Source organism: Streptomyces sp. NPDC018833 (genome assembly GCF_044390825.1).
Taxonomy (GTDB): Bacteria; Actinomycetota; Actinomycetes; order Streptomycetales; family Streptomycetaceae; genus Streptomyces.
On sequence record NZ_JBIRZM010000011.1, the window covers coordinates 1 to 15,092 of the forward strand.

Annotated in this window: 13 protein-coding genes and 1 pseudogene; 7 read left to right on the forward strand and 7 right to left on the reverse strand. The window is 70.1% G+C overall.

From position 1 onward, the window contains the following. Window positions 1-1,295: transposase (locus tag ACH5AF_RS21670; protein WP_398903292.1), on the forward strand; the 1,295-nt coding region annotated here is incomplete at its 5' end. Between the two features lie 114 nt (window positions 1,296-1,409). On the opposite strand, the gene ACH5AF_RS21675 is transcribed toward ACH5AF_RS21670, so the two are convergent. After that, a complete protein-coding gene (locus tag ACH5AF_RS21675; protein WP_398903294.1) occupies window positions 1,410-3,017 on the reverse strand; it encodes an amidohydrolase family protein in 1,608 nt (535 codons plus the stop codon). A 32-nt stretch (window positions 3,018-3,049) separates the two neighbouring features. After that, entirely contained in the window at window positions 3,050-4,348 is a 1,299-nt protein-coding gene (locus ACH5AF_RS21680; protein WP_398903296.1) for an amino acid deaminase, read from the reverse strand. Between the two features lie 129 nt (window positions 4,349-4,477). On the opposite strand from ACH5AF_RS21680, the gene ACH5AF_RS21685 reads away from it, so the two are divergent. From ACH5AF_RS21685 to ACH5AF_RS21695, 3 genes are read left to right on the forward strand one after another with little or no spacing between them, the layout of a single operon-like run. Then, window positions 4,478-5,530 carry a sugar kinase gene (locus ACH5AF_RS21685; protein ID WP_398903298.1) on the forward strand — a complete coding sequence of 351 codons (1,053 nt, stop codon included), beginning with the start codon at window positions 4,478-4,480 and terminating at the stop codon, window positions 5,528-5,530. Continuing rightward, window positions 5,527-6,291, forward strand: a complete 765-nt coding sequence (locus ACH5AF_RS21690) for an IclR family transcriptional regulator (RefSeq protein ID WP_398903299.1) — start codon at window positions 5,527-5,529, stop codon at window positions 6,289-6,291. Before ACH5AF_RS21685 ends, ACH5AF_RS21690 begins: the two co-directional genes overlap by 4 nt. Continuing rightward, on the forward strand, window positions 6,288-6,692 hold the full coding sequence (locus ACH5AF_RS21695; RefSeq protein ID WP_398903301.1) for a RidA family protein: 405 nt from the start codon (window positions 6,288-6,290) through the stop codon (window positions 6,690-6,692). Before ACH5AF_RS21690 ends, ACH5AF_RS21695 begins: the two co-directional genes overlap by 4 nt. Window positions 6,693-6,702: 10 nt before the next feature. Here the strand turns inward: ACH5AF_RS21695 and ACH5AF_RS21700 are convergent, their stop codons facing one another. The 3 genes and pseudogenes from ACH5AF_RS21700 to ACH5AF_RS21710 form a co-directional block, all read right to left on the reverse strand. Beyond that, window positions 6,703-6,963, reverse strand: a complete 261-nt coding sequence (locus tag ACH5AF_RS21700) for a hypothetical protein (RefSeq protein ID WP_398903696.1) — start codon at window positions 6,961-6,963, stop codon at window positions 6,703-6,705. A 108-nt stretch (window positions 6,964-7,071) separates the two neighbouring features. Continuing rightward, window positions 7,072-7,164: pseudogene (locus tag ACH5AF_RS21705) on the reverse strand (helix-turn-helix domain-containing protein); the annotation flags it as partial. 89 nt (window positions 7,165-7,253) lie between these two features. Beyond that, on the reverse strand, window positions 7,254-8,594 hold the full coding sequence (locus ACH5AF_RS21710) for a M14 family metallopeptidase (RefSeq protein WP_398903303.1): 1,341 nt from the start codon (window positions 8,592-8,594) through the stop codon (window positions 7,254-7,256). 290 nt (window positions 8,595-8,884) lie between these two features. On the opposite strand from ACH5AF_RS21710, the gene ACH5AF_RS21715 reads away from it, so the two are divergent. After that, window positions 8,885-10,177 (forward strand): Nramp family divalent metal transporter, encoded by a 1,293-nt coding sequence (locus ACH5AF_RS21715; protein WP_398903305.1) that lies wholly within the window; start codon window positions 8,885-8,887, stop codon window positions 10,175-10,177. A gap of 124 nt (window positions 10,178-10,301) precedes the next feature. Here the strand turns inward: ACH5AF_RS21715 and ACH5AF_RS21720 are convergent, their stop codons facing one another. Both ACH5AF_RS21720 and ACH5AF_RS21725 read right to left on the reverse strand, forming a co-directional pair. After that, window positions 10,302-12,002, reverse strand: a complete 1,701-nt coding sequence (locus ACH5AF_RS21720; RefSeq protein ID WP_398903307.1) for a chitinase — start codon at window positions 12,000-12,002, stop codon at window positions 10,302-10,304. Window positions 12,003-12,148: 146 nt separating this feature from the next. Beyond that, entirely contained in the window at window positions 12,149-12,595 is a 447-nt protein-coding gene (locus tag ACH5AF_RS21725; protein ID WP_398903309.1) for a hypothetical protein, read from the reverse strand. 787 nt (window positions 12,596-13,382) lie between these two features. Here ACH5AF_RS21725 and ACH5AF_RS21730 point away from each other — a divergent pair. Both ACH5AF_RS21730 and cpaB read left to right on the forward strand, forming a co-directional pair. Then, window positions 13,383-14,261: a hypothetical protein gene (locus ACH5AF_RS21730; protein WP_398903311.1), complete on the forward strand. Its 879-nt coding sequence runs from the start codon at window positions 13,383-13,385 to the stop codon at window positions 14,259-14,261. A 111-nt stretch (window positions 14,262-14,372) separates the two neighbouring features. Further along, entirely contained in the window at window positions 14,373-15,092 is a 720-nt protein-coding gene (cpaB, locus tag ACH5AF_RS21735) for a Flp pilus assembly protein CpaB (RefSeq protein WP_398903313.1), read from the forward strand.

The window sequence follows — 15,092 nt, forward strand, 5'->3', positions numbered from 1 at the left end:
ATGACACCGCGTTCGATCCGTCGCTGCTGACGTACTTTAGGCGTCGGCTGCGTCACTCGGCCGATCCGATGCGGATCTTCACCAAGGTCAAAGAGATCGTGGCCGCGACCGGCGTACTCAAGGGCAGGCAGCGGCGCGCGCTGGACTCCACCGTGCTCGATGACGCGGTGGCCACCCAGGACACCGTCACCCAGATCATCTCCGCGATCCGCCGGGTGATCCGCGAGGTCCCCGGCGCCGGAGAGGTGGCCGCGGAGCACTGCCGGGCGCACGACTACACCGACCCGGGCAAGCCGAGGATCGCCTGGGACGACGAGGCCGCCCGCGCCACGCTGGTCGACGCGCTGGTTGCTGACGCTTGCAACCTGCTCGGGCACCTGCCCGAGCAGAACCTGGGCGAGAAGGCGGCGAACGCGGTCGGCCTGCTGGCCCTGGTCGCAGGCCAGGACGTGGAGCCCGCCGAGGACTCCGACGGACGCGACGGACGCTGGCGCATCGCCAAGCGCACGGTGGCGGACCGGACCGTGTCCACCGTCGACCCCGACGCACGGCACATCCACAAGAACCGCACCCGCCACCAGGACGGCTTCAAAGGGCACGTCTCCTTCGAGCCGGAAACCGGCCTGTTCACCGCAGTCGCCCTGACCGGCGGCTATGGCCCCGACAACCACGAGGCTGCTGTCGCCGCCGGTCTGCTGGCCGACGAGGACGAGGGCACTGAGTTAACCGTGCTCGGCGATTCTGCCTACGGCACCGGCGACCTGCGCGCACAACTGCAGGCCGACGGCCACACCCTGGTGATCAAGCCGCCGCCGCTGCGGCAGGCCGTCCCCGGCGGCTTCACCATCGACGACTTCCGTATCGACCAGGCCGCCGGCACCGCCACCTGCCCGGCCGGACACACCGCCAACCTCGGCCAGATCAAGGCAGACGGCGCCCGCACCGCCCAGTTCAAGCGCGTCTGCACCGACTGCCCGCTGCGGGAACGCTGCACCACCTCCAAGACCGGACGCACCCTCAACGTCCACCCCCAGTACGAACTGCTGGCCGCCGCCCGGGCCCAGGCCGCCACCGACGCCGGCTGGCAGGACGAGTACCGCCGATGGCGGCCACCCGTCGAACGCGCCATCGCCTGGCTCGTCGCCAAGGGCAACCGCCGGGTGCCCTACCGCGGCGTCATCGCCAACAACCTCTGGCTCCACCACCGCGCCGCCGCCCTCAACCTCCGCCGACTGATCAACCTCGGACTCACCCGCACCAACACCACCTGGCACCTCACCCCGGCCACCGCATAGCGAAAAGGGCCGCCCGGCCTCCGGCCGGACAGCCCCACAACAAGATCTTCAGCAGCCTTCTAGGCGCTCGCCTCCACTGACTGTCTGTCACATTCTGTGACAGGAAAGCGTGAGTCATGCGGACGCCGTGCGCCGTACGGCCCGGCCCGCGAGCACGTCCGTACGGGCCCCCTCCTCGATGACGAACCGGCCGTCGATCAGCACGTACGGGATGCCGACCGGAAGCGTGCGCGGCTCCTCGAACGTCGAGCCCGCCGCCACTGTCCCCGGGTCGAAGAGCACGAGGTCGCCGCGGTAGCCCTCGCGCACCAGGCCGCGGTCGGGCAGGCGCAGCCGGGCCGCCGGGCGCGAGGTCAGATGGGCCACCGTCTCCTCCAGGGACAGGATGCCCAGGTCGCGGGCGTACCGGCCGAGGTAGTGCGGGAAGGTGCCGTACGCCCGGGGGTGCGGTTTGAGGCCCTGGAGGATGCCGTCGCTGCCGCCGGTGTGGACGCGGTGGCGCATGATCGCGCGGACGTTCTCCTCGTGGCCGACGTGCTGGAGGATCGTCGAGCCCAGCCGGTCCTCGATCAGCAGGCACCGGGCGGTCTCCCAGGGTGCTTCGCCCCGCGCGTCCGCGGACTGCCGGACCGTCCGGCCGACGTGGTCCGTCAGGGCCGGGTCGATGACGCCGGAGATCTCGATCGTGTCCCACTCGACCGGCACCCCGTGGCAGCCGTCCGAGCCGATCTCCTCCAGGTGGTGGCGGATACGCTCCGCCGTTTCCTCGTCCCGGAGCCTGGCGAGCACCGCCTCTGGACCGCCCTCGCTCGCCCAGCTGGGGAGCACGGCGACGAGCGTCGTGCAGCCGGGGGTGTAGGGGTAGGTGTCGAGCGTGATGTCGGCGCCCGCGTCCAGCGCGTCGTCGAGGAGGGCCAGCAGCTCCGGGGCCCGGCCCTTGTTCACGCCGAAGTTCATGGTGGCGTGCGCGAGATGGAGCGCGCAGCCCGCCTCGCGCGTGAGCTCCACCATCTCCTGGTACGCCGCCAGGGCGCCCGCGCCGTAGGAACGGTGATGCGGACAGTAGTAGCCGTCGTATGCCGCGACGACGCGGCACAGCTCGGCGAGCTCGGAGTCGTTCGCGTACATGCCCGGGGTGTACGTCAGGCCCGACGACATGCCGACCGCGCCCTGCTCCAGCCCCTCGGCGACGAGGCGCTTCATCCGGGTCAGCTCGGCGTCGGTGGCCGGGCGGTCCTCCCAGCCCACCGCGTACATCCGCACCGTGCCCTGCGGGACGAGGTAGGCGGCGTTGACGGCGATGCCGCGGTCGAGCCGGTCGAGGTACTCGCCGACCGTGCGCCAGTCGAAGTCGACGGTCGTGTCTCCGGGTGCGCCGCCGTTCCAGCCGGTGATGGCCGTGCGGACCTCGGCGAGGGTGGCGTCGTCGACCGGCGCGTACGACATCCCGTCCTGTCCCAGCACTTCGAGGGTGACGCCCTGGGCCGCCTTGGCGCTGTGGTCCAGATCGCGCAGCAGGGCCAGATCGCTGTGGGCGTGCATGTCGATGAAGCCGGGAGCCAGGGCGAGGCCGTGCGCGTCGAGCGTGCGGACGCCGGACAGGGCGGGCGCGCCCTCCCGGCGTATCGCGGTGATACGGCCGCCGGTCAGGCCGACGTCGGCGCGGTAGGAGGCGCCGCCGGTGCCGTCGATGACGCGGGCATCGCGGATGACCAGCTCCATGGGGGTCCTCTCGGGGCCGATGTCCGGCAGGGTCAGAAGAACGTGCGGATGTAGTCCGTGACCGTGCCGTCCGCCTCCACCAGCGGAATGAGCTGCCACTTGTCGAAGCTGGTGCACGGGTGCGACAGCCCCAGCCCCACCCAGTCCCCGACCTCCAGCCGCGCCCCCGGCTCCGTCCGCAGCCAGCCGTGCTGGTCGGAGAGGGCCGTGAGGGTGACGCCGGTGGCCGGGCGGATCTCGCCCGTGCCGGCGTCGCGTACGACCTGCACCTGCGGCAGGTGGAGGTCGTACGCCGCGTCCCGCTTGCCCGCGTTCACGAACGCCTGCTCGGGCGAGGGGCGCGAGACGACCTGGGCCCACAGGCGGAAAGCCGGCTGGAGCGCGCCCTCGTCGGGCACCCGGTTGAAGGGGGTCAGCCCGCGGTAGTGACCGTCGTCGTGCGAGACGTACGCGCCGGAGCGCAGCAGCTTGAGGACCGGCAGGGACAGCTCGGGGATCTCGGCGAAGACATCGGCGACCGCGTCGAACCACGCGCTGCCGCCCGCGCTGATCACGATCTCTCCGGCGTCCTCGAACCGGCCCGCCGTGTCGAACTCCGCGGCCAGCGCCACGAGCCTGCGCAGCCATGCGTGCACCCTCCCCCAGACTTCCTCCTCGCTGCGCTCGCCGTCGGCCTGCGGGACCTCGCCCTCGTACCCGGCGACGCCGACCAGCCGCAGCGTCCCGGTGGCGGCCACCGCGTCCGCTACCGCCGCGCAGTCCGCCTCCGTGCGGGCTCCCGTGCGCGCGCCCTCGCCCGCGCCCAGCTCGACGACGACGTCCAGCGGGCGTGAGGTGCCGCGCAGCGCCTTGTCCATCAGCTCGGCACCGCGCACCGAGTCGACGTAGCAGACCAGGCGGAAGTCCGGGTCGGTGTCGAGCTCCTGCCCGATCCAGCGCAGGGCGGCGGCGTCGACCACCTCGTTGGCCAGGAAGATCCGCTGGAACCCGAACGCGCGGTAGACACGGACCTGGTGCGGCATGGCGGCGGTGATGCCCCAGGCGCCGTGCTCCAGTTGGCGCGCGAAGAGCTGCGGCGCCATGGAGGTCTTGCCGTGCGGGGCGAAGGCGAGGCCGTGGCGCTCGGCGTATGCCTGAAGGAGCGAGAGGTTGTGCGCCACGGACTCGGCGGAGAGCGCGAGGACGGGGGTGGTGAAGCCGTCGGTGAAGAGGTTGAGCCGGGCGGCGGCCAGCTCGCCGATGGTCCGGCCGTCGGCGTCGGGCGGGAGCGCCTTGAAGCGGTGGTCGGCCCGTTCGTCGGCGAGTCGTGCGACGGCGTTGTCGGCAGCCATGGGGCCCTCCTCTGTGCCGTTGCGCATTATGCAACGGCCATTGCGTATTTCACTTAGCGCTGTCTAACATCCGAGCCAACGCGGGGTCAATGGTGCCCTGCGACCGCCCAGCGAGGAGCCCCCGCGATCATGACCGCGAGCGTGCACGCCCCCGTGGACGTCGTCTGCCTCGGCGAGTCCATGGTCACGTTCCTGCCCACGCACGAGGGCCGCCTCGCCGATGTGCCGTCGTTCGTCCGCGGCATCGGCGGCGCGGAGTCCAACGTGGCGTGCGCGCTGGCGGCGGCCGGCCACCGGACCCGCTGGGTCGGGCGGGTGGGCGCGGACGGCTTCGGCGACCACCTCGTGGAGACGATCGCGGCGTACGGGGTGGACACCTCCGCGGTGGTCCGCGATCCGGAACGCCCGACGGGCATCTACTTCCGCACGGCGACCGACCGGGCGACCGACGCGCACGAGGTCCTCTACTACCGCGCCGGGTCCGCCGCCTCGGCCATGTCGCCGCACACCGTGCCGGCCGGCGCCGTCCGGTCCGCCCGCGTCCTGCACGTCTCCGGCATCACGGCGGCCCTCTCGCCCGACTGCCTCGCCCTGATGCGCGACCTCACCGCCCGGCGGCAGGACCGGCCGCTGGTCTCCTTCGACGTGAACCACCGCCCCGGCCTGTGGCGTTCCGGCGCCGACCCGGAGGTCCTGCTGGACCTGGCGCGCGGGGCGGACCTGGTGTTCGTCGGGGAGGACGAGGCGGAGGAGGCCTGGGGGCTGCGGGGTGCCTCCGCGATCCGGGAAGCGCTGCCGGAGCCGTCGACGGTGGTGGTGAAGCGGGGGGCGGCGGGGGCGGTGTCGTTCACGCGCGACGGGCTGTCCCCCTCCCCGCGCAGCGCAAGCGACACCGTCACCACCGCCCCCGCCCCCCGCGTCACCGTCGCCGCCCCCGTCGGGGCCGGTGACGCCTTCGCCGCCGGGTTCCTGGCCGCCACCCTGAGGGGACGGCCCGCCAGGGACCGGCTGCGGCACGGGCACCTGTGGGCCGCAGCCGCCCTCACCGTTCGCGGCGACCTCGCGGCGCCGCCGGCCGCCGACCGCGCCGACCGGCTCGTCGCCCTGGACGACGAGGCCTGGGGGAGACTGCACCTCGGCCCCGGGTGGACGGGGGAAGACCAGGAGGTACGTACACCATGAGCCAGACCGTCGACCGCGCGCTGAGCATCCTGCCGCTGCTGGCGCAGGGACCCGCCGACCTCGGACAGGTCGCCGACCGGCTCGGCGTCCACAAGTCCACCGCGCTGCGCCTGCTGCGCACGCTGCACGAGCACGGCCTCGTCTACCGCCAGCAGGACCAGCGTTACCGCCTCGGCGCCCGACTGATCGCCCTCGCGCAGGAGGCCGTCGAGAACCTCGACGTACGCGAGATCGCCCACCCCCACCTGGTCGCGCTCAACGAGCGGATCGGGCACACCGTCCACCTCGCGGTGTACGAGGAGAGCGAAGTCCTCTACATCGACAAGGTCGAGAGCCGCTATCCGGTCCGGATGTACTCCCGCATCGGCAAGCCCGTCGCCATCACCGTCGCGGCCGTCGCCAAGCTGCTGCTCGCCGACCTGCCCGAGCCCGAGCGGCGCGCCGTCGCCGAGAAGCTCGACTACCCCATGTACACGTCCCGTTCGATCCCGAACGCCGGTGCCTTCCTCAAGGAGCTGGCGACCGTACGCGAACAGGGCTGGGCCACCGACCTCGGCGGCCACGAGGAGTCCATCAACTGCGTCGCGGCCCCCATCCGCGGTGCGGACGGCCGGGCCGTCGCCGCCATGTCGGTGTCCGCGCCGAACGTCGTCGTCACCGCCGACGAGCTGCTCGCCCTTCTCCCGCTGGTGCGGCGCACCGCCGACGCCATCACGCGGGAGTACTCAGGACATACCCCGCAGAAGGACACACGCGCATGAGCGAGAAGATCGCGATCACCCCGAGCACCCACACCGCGCCGCCCGCGAAGTTCTCCCACGGCGTGCGGAAGGGCAACCTCCTCCAGGTCGCCGGTCAGGTCGGCTTCCTCCCGGCCGTCGAGGGCGAGGCGCCCACCCCCGCCGGTCCCACCCTGCGCGAGCAGACGCTCCAGACCCTGGCCAACGTCAAGGCGATCCTCGAAGAGGGCGGCGCGTCCTGGGACGACGTGATGATGATCCGTGTCTATCTCACCGACACGGCCCACTTCGCCGAGATGAACGAGATCTACAACGAGTACTTCAAGGACCTGACGGTGGCCCCCGCCGCCCGTACGACGGTCTACGTCGGCCTCCCCGCCGGCCTGCTCATCGAGATCGACGCCCTGGCGGTCCTGGACTGATCCCCCTGAATCACCGGCTGTACGGCACGGCGCGCATCCCCGAAGCGCCGTGCCAGCCGAGCTTGGGGATGCACACCTCGGCCCAGCGGCGGTTGAGGTTCCTTGTCCGCACCTTCTGGCCGGGGAACGGAATGCTCATGGGTGAGGCACGGCGCTTGAAGACCGGCATGCCGCTCCCGTGGTTCAAGTTCGCCCAGTTCTTGAATGCTTGGTCGAGGCGGCGCAGGACCTGCTGGCCGGCCGTGGCGGGGAGGTCCCTGATCCAACTCACCGAGTCATCGGGATCATTGCGGAGTTCCGTAAGCAGGAGGCACTGTTCTGCCGACCAGACCCACGAGACGCCGTCGTGCTTGCGACGGACCATGAGGCGGTGTTCCAGTGCCAGATTCCACAGGGCCCTGGTGTGATGTCCCCACCTTGTCAGGACTTCGTCCTGCTCTGGTGTGGGGCATGCGCGGTACTTCCGCCCCATGTCCGCTCGCGTCGGCACTCCCCCGGTTGTGATGCTCCCAGGTCGGACTGACGACCGGGGAACGCATGGGTTACGGGGGCCGGTGGCTCTCAGTTTCCGGAGCAGTACTGCGCCTCTTTGCCGATGGAGCGGTAGACGCAGTCCGCGTTCTCCACCAGCTGGAGCACCGCGTCCCGGTTGCGGCTGGTCTCGCGCTCGATCACCTCGTCGGGCGGGTAGAAGCCGCCGCCGCCGAAGCCGCTCGGATACATCTCGAAGGTGTACCCGAAGATCTTCTGCGCACCCCACAGCCAGTCGTCGATCGATCCGTCCGTGATGTACAGGTCGCTCGACTGCTCGGCCGTGTAGCCGTTGCTCGCGGCCATCTTGCGGCCCACCGCGGCGAAGGCGTTGCGGTCGTCGGCCGTCATGCCCGGCGCCGTGTCGTCGTAGGTGTAGCCGAACGGCCAGAGCACCAGCTCGCTGTAGGTGTGGAAGTCGATGGCCGCCCTGATCTGCTGCTTCCCGCCGAGGACCCGTGAGCGGACGAAGTCGGCGACTACCTTCACCTCGGGAGCGGACTCGGCGGACACGCCCCGGTAGGTGTCCGAGCCCGGGGATCCGGAGGAGCCGCCGCAGCAGCCCCACTTGAAGTTCCAGTTGCGGTTCATGTCCGTACCGATCGACGACGAGCCGGAGTTGGGCTGCCGGTTCTTGCGCCAGCTGCGGTAGGAGCCGGTCGCGATGTCGTACTCGCCGCCGTCCGGGTTGAGGTCGGGCACGATCCAGATCTCCCGGCTGTTGACGGCGCTGGTGATCCGGGAGTCGCGGCCGTAGTCCTCTCCGAACTCGCGCAGCAGGTAGAGCGCCATCTCGACAGTGAGGTGCTCGCGGGCGTGCTGGTGGTGGGTGAAGAGGACCTCGGGCTCGTTCTCGTCCGTCGCCACGTTGTCGCTGATCTTGATGGCGACGATGTCCCGGCCTTGGTAGCTCTTGCCGATGACGCGCTTGCTCATGATGCTCGGGTACTGGGCGATGCGCTGGTTGATCTCGGCGTTCATCTCGGCGTAGTTGTGGTACTTGGCGTCGGCCGAGGGGAAGTCGGACGGCCCGACGTCGGCCGTGGTCCGCCGGTCGGGCGGGGCGGGCAACGCATCGAGGGTGTGCCCGAGGGCACGCAGCCGTTTCGCCTGGGCCGCGTTGGCGCTGACGACGATCGTGTGGTCGTCGACCTCGTCGATGGAGACACCGGTGGCGGCGACGGCGGTGCGGTCGGCGGCGCTGTCCGGGCCGTGGATCCGGTACTGCCTGATCTGCTCGTCCCCGTCCGCGTTCGACACCGCGGGCCGGTCCGGTGGCGAGGAAGCGTTGGCGGTGAGGGGCGCTGCCACGGCGAGGGCGACGACGGCCGCCAGCGCGGCGGATCGTCCTCCCAGTCGGCGTATTCGCATACAAGTGCTCCTGGGGTGTGGGGGGTTGCTCCGTGCGTATGCGGGGTGCGTGCGGGGTGCGGGGCGTGCGGGGTGCGGCACGGGTCATGGCGGGTCCGGCGGTCGTCGCGGCGGAGCGGCGGACGCCTGAGTGGGCTCGCGCCTCATCGTGCGACTCTGGCATGCTCCGGTCAATAGCACTCCCGGCCATCCGCCCGCGCCTGCTGTGTGGCGGACCCCTTGTGGGATCAGCGGCGTCCGACGTGGGTAACCCAGTCACATCGTGGGACGAGTGGGAAGGCGGGCTGCGCATGACAGGCACCACCGAGGAGAACACCGGCGAGGCCATCTCCGCGCCGCGCAAGTCGAGCTGGCGCTACATCGGACCGGGCATCGTCGTCGCGGCAACCGGTGTCGGAGCCGGTGACCTGGTCGCGACACTCATCGCCGGAAGCAAGTTCGGCTACACGCTCCTGTGGGCCGCGATCATCGGGTGCGTCGTGAAGATCGCCCTCGCGGAGGCTGCCGGCCGCTGGCATCTGTCCACCGGCAGGACGCTCTTCGACGGCTGGCGCAGTCTCGGCTCCTGGACGACGATCTACTTCGTCGGCTATGTCATCGTCTGGGGCTTCGTCTACGGCGCGGCCGCCATGTCCTCCAGCGCGCTGCCCCTCGACGCCCTGTTCCCGGACGTCATGGACCTCAAGTGGTGGGCCGTGCTGTGCGGTCTGGTCGGGCTGGCGTTCGTCTGGTTCAACCACTACGCCGTCTTCGAGAAGGTCATGACGGTCCTGGTCGGCGTGATGTTCGTCGTCACCGTCTATCTGGCGATCCGGGTGACGCCCAACCTCGGCGACGCCTTCGCGGGACTCGCGCCGGTCCTCCCGGACGGCTCGCTGATCTACACCCTGGGCCTGATCGGCGGCGTCGGCGGCACCATCACCCTGGCCGCCTACGGGTACTGGGTCAACGCCAAGGGATGGACGAACACCGGCTGGATGAAGGTGATGCGGCTCGACAACCGGGTCGCCTACATCACGACCGGCATCTTCGTCGTCGCCATGCTCTTCGTCGGCGCGGAGCTGCTGCACTCCTCCGGAGTCGCGATCGCCAAGGGCGACAAGGGCCTGATCGACCTGACCACGGTCCTTCAGGACCGCTACGGCGCGGCCACCGCCAAGCTGTTCCTGATCGGCTTCTTCGCCACGTCCTTCACCTCACTCATCGGCGTCTGGCACGGCGTGAGCCTGATGTTCGCGGACTTCGTGACCAACTACCGCAAGAAGGGCGAAGGGAGTACGGGCGCGGAGGTGGCGTCCGGCAGCCGCGAGAAGTCGCTGCCGTTCCGCGCGTACCTGCTGTGGCTGACGTTCCCCCCGATCGCGCTGCTCTTCCTGGACCAGCCGTTCGGACTGGTGATCGTCTACGGCGTGATCGGCGCGTTCTTCATGCCGTTCCTGGCGCTCACCCTGGTCTGGCTGCTCAACTCCTCGCGTACGCCTGCCGAGTGGCGCAACGGCACCCTCGGCAATGTGATGCTGGCGGGCGCGGGACTGCTGTTCGTGGTGCTGTGCGTGCAGCAGGTGCGCGACCTGCCCTGGTGAACGCCGGCGGCGTGAGGAGCGACCGGCCACGGTCGCCCCGAGGAGCGAACCACCAGGCCCGTACCGCCGGGGGAGCAGCGGTACGGGCCCGGTGCGGGCGTCCGGTGGCCGGGCCGGAGACTTCCTAGGGCAGGTTGTGGACGTGCGGGCCGACGGCATTCGACCAGGCGTTGCCGGCCGTCGCGTCCCAGTTGGTGGACCAGGTCATCGCGCCGCGCAGCGCCGGGTAGGTCCTGGCGGGCTTGAAGGAACCGCAGTTGGTGCCGCGGGCCAGGCAGTCCAGCGCGTTCTTCACGATGGACGGGTCGACATAGCCGCTGCCCGCACCGCGCGTGGAGGCGGGGACGCCGAGGCCGACCTGGGAGGCGTCGAGGCCGCCCTCCAGCTGGATGCAGGCGAGCGCGGTGAGGAAGTCCACCGAGCCCTGCGAGTAGACCTTGCCGTCGCAGCCGAGCATCGAACCACTGTTGTAGTACTGCATGTTGACCACCGTGAGGATGTCCTTCACGGCGAGTGCGGTCTTGAAGTACTCCGTACCGGTGTTCTGCATGTCGATGGTCTGCGGGGCCATCGTCAGGACCAGCGAGGAGCCCGCCTTCTGGGACAGCTGGCGCAGCGCCTTCGTCAGGTACGTCGCATTGATGCCGTGCTCCAGGTCGATGTCGACACCGCTGAAGCCGTACTCCTGCATCAGCGCGTAGGCGCTGTTCGCGAAGGCTGTGGCGGAGGCGTCACTGTTGATGGTGACGTTGCCCTTCTCGCCGCCGACCGAGATGACCACCGACTTGCCGGCGGACTTCTTGGCGGTGATGTCCGCCTTGAAGTCGGCGACCGAGGCGTAGCCGACCGCCGGATCCAGGGTGAAGGTGATCTGGCCGGGCGTGGCGGTCGAGTCCGCGAACGACACCGCGATGATGTCGTACTGTGCCTGCACATCTCGCAGTTTCTGCACGGTCGCGCCGTTGTCGAAGTTCTGCCAGTAGCCGGTCAGGGCGTGCTTCGGTACGGCCGGGTTGCCGGGGTTGCCGCCGGTGGAGCTGGTCTTGCCGGTGACCGCGGCCGACTTGGCCGACTCGCCGGCCGAGTTCGTCGCCGTCACCTGGAACTGGTACGAGGTGTTCGCGGCCAGGCCCGTCACCGTTGCGGAACCGCCGCTCACCGACAGCACCTTGGCACCGTCGCGGTAGACGTTGTAGCCGGTCGCGCCGGAGACCGCGCCCCAGCTCAGCGCCACGGAGGAGGAGGTCACGGCGCCGACCGCCGGGGCGCCCGGGGCCGCGGGGACGACCGGGTCGGGGTCGGAGCCGCCGCCTCCGTCCGGGCCGAAGACGTCTACGTCGTCGGCGTAGTAGGCGGCCTGGCCGTACCAGCCGTGGGTGTAGACGGTCACCGAGGTGGTGCTCGCCCCGGTGGTGAAGGAGGTCGACAGCCTGGTCCAGCTACCTGTGCCGGGCGTCCAGGTGGACACGTCGTTGGTGCCCGTGCCGCTCGCGCCGAGGTAGGCGTAGCCGCCCTGCACCCAAGCGCTCAGCGTGTACGTGGAGTTGGGCTGCACGCTCACGGTCTGGGTGCACTTGGCGTTGTCCTGGCCGGCCGGGGTGGCCTTGAGGGCCGAGGCGCCCCCGTGTACCGGGGAGGACACCGTGGCCCCGCTGCCCGCGGAGCAGGTCCAGTTGGCGAGGCCGGACTCGAAGCCGGCGTTCTTGGCGACGTTGACGTCGGCCGCGTGTGCGGTGTCCGTCGTGCCGATGAGGCCGAGTCCGGTGCCGACGGCCAGCGCCAGGCCGGCGCCGAGCCATCTGCGTGCGCGTGTGGTGCGATCCACTTGCAGCCTCCGGTGGGGGAGTTGGGGGTGTGGGGATTCATCCGGAGCCGAGTCCCGGAACGGTGGCCACCGTGGAGGTACAAGCTGGTCCAGACCAATGTGGTTGTCAAGGGTTCTGCCGGAAGGCGGGGCCCTCGCACGCCCCCTCAGTCCCCTTCCTGGAGCCGGTCGGCCGCCCACCCGGCCACGCATCCGACCGCCAGGACGGCGTTGGACATCAGCAGCCCCTCGGCGGTCGGCTCCTGCCGCTGCACGGCCATGTTCAGCAGCTGGGCCGCGACGGGCACGGCGACGGCGGCGGCCAGGTGCTGCGTGGTGCCGTGCCGGAAGGGCGGCCGGTGCAGCCGGGCGGCGGCCCAGACGGACAGCGCCACGCACAGGGCGTTGGGCAGGTGGATCAGCAGCAGCCGCCCGCTGAACGAGCCCAGACTGCCGGGGGAGTCGATGTAGTCGTAGACCACGGTGATCTGGAGATACTCGGTGAACAGCAGCACCACGATGCCCGCCGCCCAGCACTTCATCAGTGACCAGATCCCCGCCCTCGGCCCGTCGTCCCGCCGGGCGGGGGCCCCCGGGTAGCCGTACCTGGTCATGAGTGAGCCTCCTGGGGCGTGGGGGGCGGACGGTTCCGGGCGGCTGCGGGCCGCCGGCCGCGTCCGGTAGGGCCGCCGTCCGGTACGGCCGCCGGTCGCCGACTGGTAGGGCCGCCGGTCGCCGGCCCTACCGGACGGTGATGCTGTCGATGATCTTCTTCAGGTCGTCGTCGGACAGGTGGCCCTTCGCCGCGTCGATCCGTACGGCGTACGTCGACTCGTCGGCGTCGAGGCCCGCGACGATCACGTCCGCGACCCGGGTGCCCTTGGCGGGTGTGCCCCGTTCGCCGGTCGAGGTGAACTCGAAGTCGATCCGCTTCGCGTCCCGCGCCTAAAATGATCTTCTGTGTGATCGCCGCTCCCGTGCCTGAGCCGGCCACCGCCCCGATGACGGTGGCGACGACCACGACCACGCCGAGATACTCGGCCGCGGTCGCCCCCGGTCACGTTTCATCCGTCGTCCCCCTCCCAGCTCACGCACACCATTCGCACGCGGAATCGGAATCGGAGCGTACGCATGGCGACGTCTGCCTGGCGTGGGCCTGCGGACCTAATGAGGGACCCAAAGGGAGCTCTGGCCAGAACAATTCAGAGTGTTGTGACGGGAGTTGGGGATTGACGACTTCATCCGTGTTTGGCGGTGCGCGAGTCGTGCCGGTTGCCTGCGGGCGACCTGAAAGGTGTTCTCTGCCTCGAAGGACGTGGTTAGAGTGCTGATGCAGCAGCACGAGCAGTGAAGAAGCCGTCGCCGTATCGCCGGTGGCCGGATTCGAACGGGGAATTGAGCGTGCAGACCGCGATCGCTGTCACCAGTGCTGATCTGGTGTTACCGCCCACCGACCCACACACACCCACGGCAGCGCTGCTGCCGGCGCCCGGTGCGCAGCCGCTGGACGCCGCGCTCGCCGACATGCAGCTGCTGCTGGATCAGCATGGCTATGTGGTGGCGCTGTACCCCGCTTCGATCCCTGTTGCGCACGAACGCAGACTGCACACCGTCCGCTCCGTCCTGGAGAGCGACCGCATCGCCCTGATGAAGCTGGCGCTGCCGCCGCTCGGTGTCGCCGTCCTCGTACGCCAGTTGCGCCAGTTGTCCATCTGCGACTTCGGCGCGGGCATCGTCGCCTCCGCGGCCCGGCTCCTGGCCCACTACGTCTACGCCGGGGCCCTGCTGAACTCCGTCGCCAGGCTCGACCGGGTGCCGGTCGGCCTCACGTCCCACGCCAAGTCCTGGCTGCCGGGCTCGCAGTTCGCCGTGCTGGCCAACCCGGACCCGCAAGTGGTCAAGCTCGGCGGCGGTGAACTCTCCGGGCCCGAGTTCGGCAACCAGCTGATCGTCGCGAAGGGACAGTTGCAGAGCGACTGGGTGAGTGCGGCGCTCGCTCCCGCCTGGCGCTGCCGGGCGATACAGGAAACCGCTCTGCCGGCTGATTCGCCGAAGTGGTGGGGCACCTCGAAAATGATCGAATTCGCGGCCCATCTCCCCGACATCGCCCTCATCTACCAGCTGGTCTCGTCCGTCAAACGGGAGAAGTGCTCGTGGTGCGGCCTTGAAATCATCGGCGACCGCTGTGGATTCTGTTCGGCGCCGCTCGCGTCGGCGGAGAACCAAACCTCCGGCAGCGGTGTCCTGAAGCACGGAACACCTATGCGTCAAGAGCCGTAGCCGCCGAGGGCGGCCGCTCGGTCCGGCGACGGGGACGCCCGCGCACGGCCCCGATCGCCCCCGCACCGTCCGCTCCGTCCCTGCCCGTCTCCCCACGAGGTTGTCGCGCTCATGAATTCACGCCAGCGCCGCGGTGTCATTCTTCTGCTCCTGTCCGTCCTGTGCGCCTTCGGCGCGTTCGTCGGCGTGCTTTCGGTCATCAGCGACGTGAATTCGAAGGTGGGGCCCGAGGTGACGGCCTACCGGCTCTCGTCGGACATCGCTCCCTATACGGAACTTCAGCCGAGCCAGTTCGAAAAAATCACGGTGCCCAAGCGCTGGCTCTCCTCCAGCGCGGTCACCGACATATCCGTGGTGCAGGGAAAGATCGCCGTCACCCAGCTGCGCAGGGGGTCACTCCTCCAGGACGACATGATCGTCAAGCGTCCCGCACTGGAGAACGGCGAGCAGGAGATCGCCATCATGATCGACGCCGCCACCGGCGTTGCGGGCAAGATCACCCCCGGCGACCTGGTGAACATCTTCGCCACCTTCGACGACGAGGGGGAGGACAGGGGCCAGGTCGCCGAGTCCCGGATCATCGTCCCCAACGCCAAGGTCATCGACGTCGGCAAGCTCACCGCCCTGGAGTCCAAGGGCGACGACCGCAACGCCGCCGCGACCCAGGCCGTGCCCATCACGTTCGCCCTCGACACCCAGGACGCCCAGCGTGTGGCGTTCGCCGAGTCGTTCGCCGTCCATGTACGCCTCGCCCTGATCGCCAAGGGCAGTCCGACCACGCTTCGCCCGGGTGAAGGCAAGTACACCCTCGACGAGGACAGGAATAAGTGA

What these genes read in the sequence shown, in the direction of transcription:
- ACH5AF_RS21710 (WP_398903303.1), bottom strand. Translation starts at nt 8,594, where the DNA reads ATGCGAATACGCCGACTGGGAGGACGATCCGCCGCGCTGGCGGCCGTC.
- ACH5AF_RS21685 (WP_398903298.1), top strand. Translation starts at nt 4,478, where the DNA reads ATGACCGCGAGCGTGCACGCCCCCGTGGACGTCGTCTGCCTCGGCGAG.
- cpaB (WP_398903313.1), top strand. Translation starts at nt 14,373, where the DNA reads ATGAATTCACGCCAGCGCCGCGGTGTCATTCTTCTGCTCCTGTCCGTC.
- ACH5AF_RS21675 (WP_398903294.1), bottom strand. Translation starts at nt 3,017, where the DNA reads ATGGAGCTGGTCATCCGCGATGCCCGCGTCATCGACGGCACCGGCGGC.
- ACH5AF_RS21715 (WP_398903305.1), top strand. Translation starts at nt 8,885, where the DNA reads ATGACAGGCACCACCGAGGAGAACACCGGCGAGGCCATCTCCGCGCCG.
- ACH5AF_RS21680 (WP_398903296.1), bottom strand. Translation starts at nt 4,348, where the DNA reads ATGGCTGCCGACAACGCCGTCGCACGACTCGCCGACGAACGGGCCGAC.
- ACH5AF_RS21695 (WP_398903301.1), top strand. Translation starts at nt 6,288, where the DNA reads ATGAGCGAGAAGATCGCGATCACCCCGAGCACCCACACCGCGCCGCCC.
- ACH5AF_RS21725 (WP_398903309.1), bottom strand. Translation starts at nt 12,595, where the DNA reads ATGACCAGGTACGGCTACCCGGGGGCCCCCGCCCGGCGGGACGACGGG.
- ACH5AF_RS21690 (WP_398903299.1), top strand. Translation starts at nt 5,527, where the DNA reads ATGAGCCAGACCGTCGACCGCGCGCTGAGCATCCTGCCGCTGCTGGCG.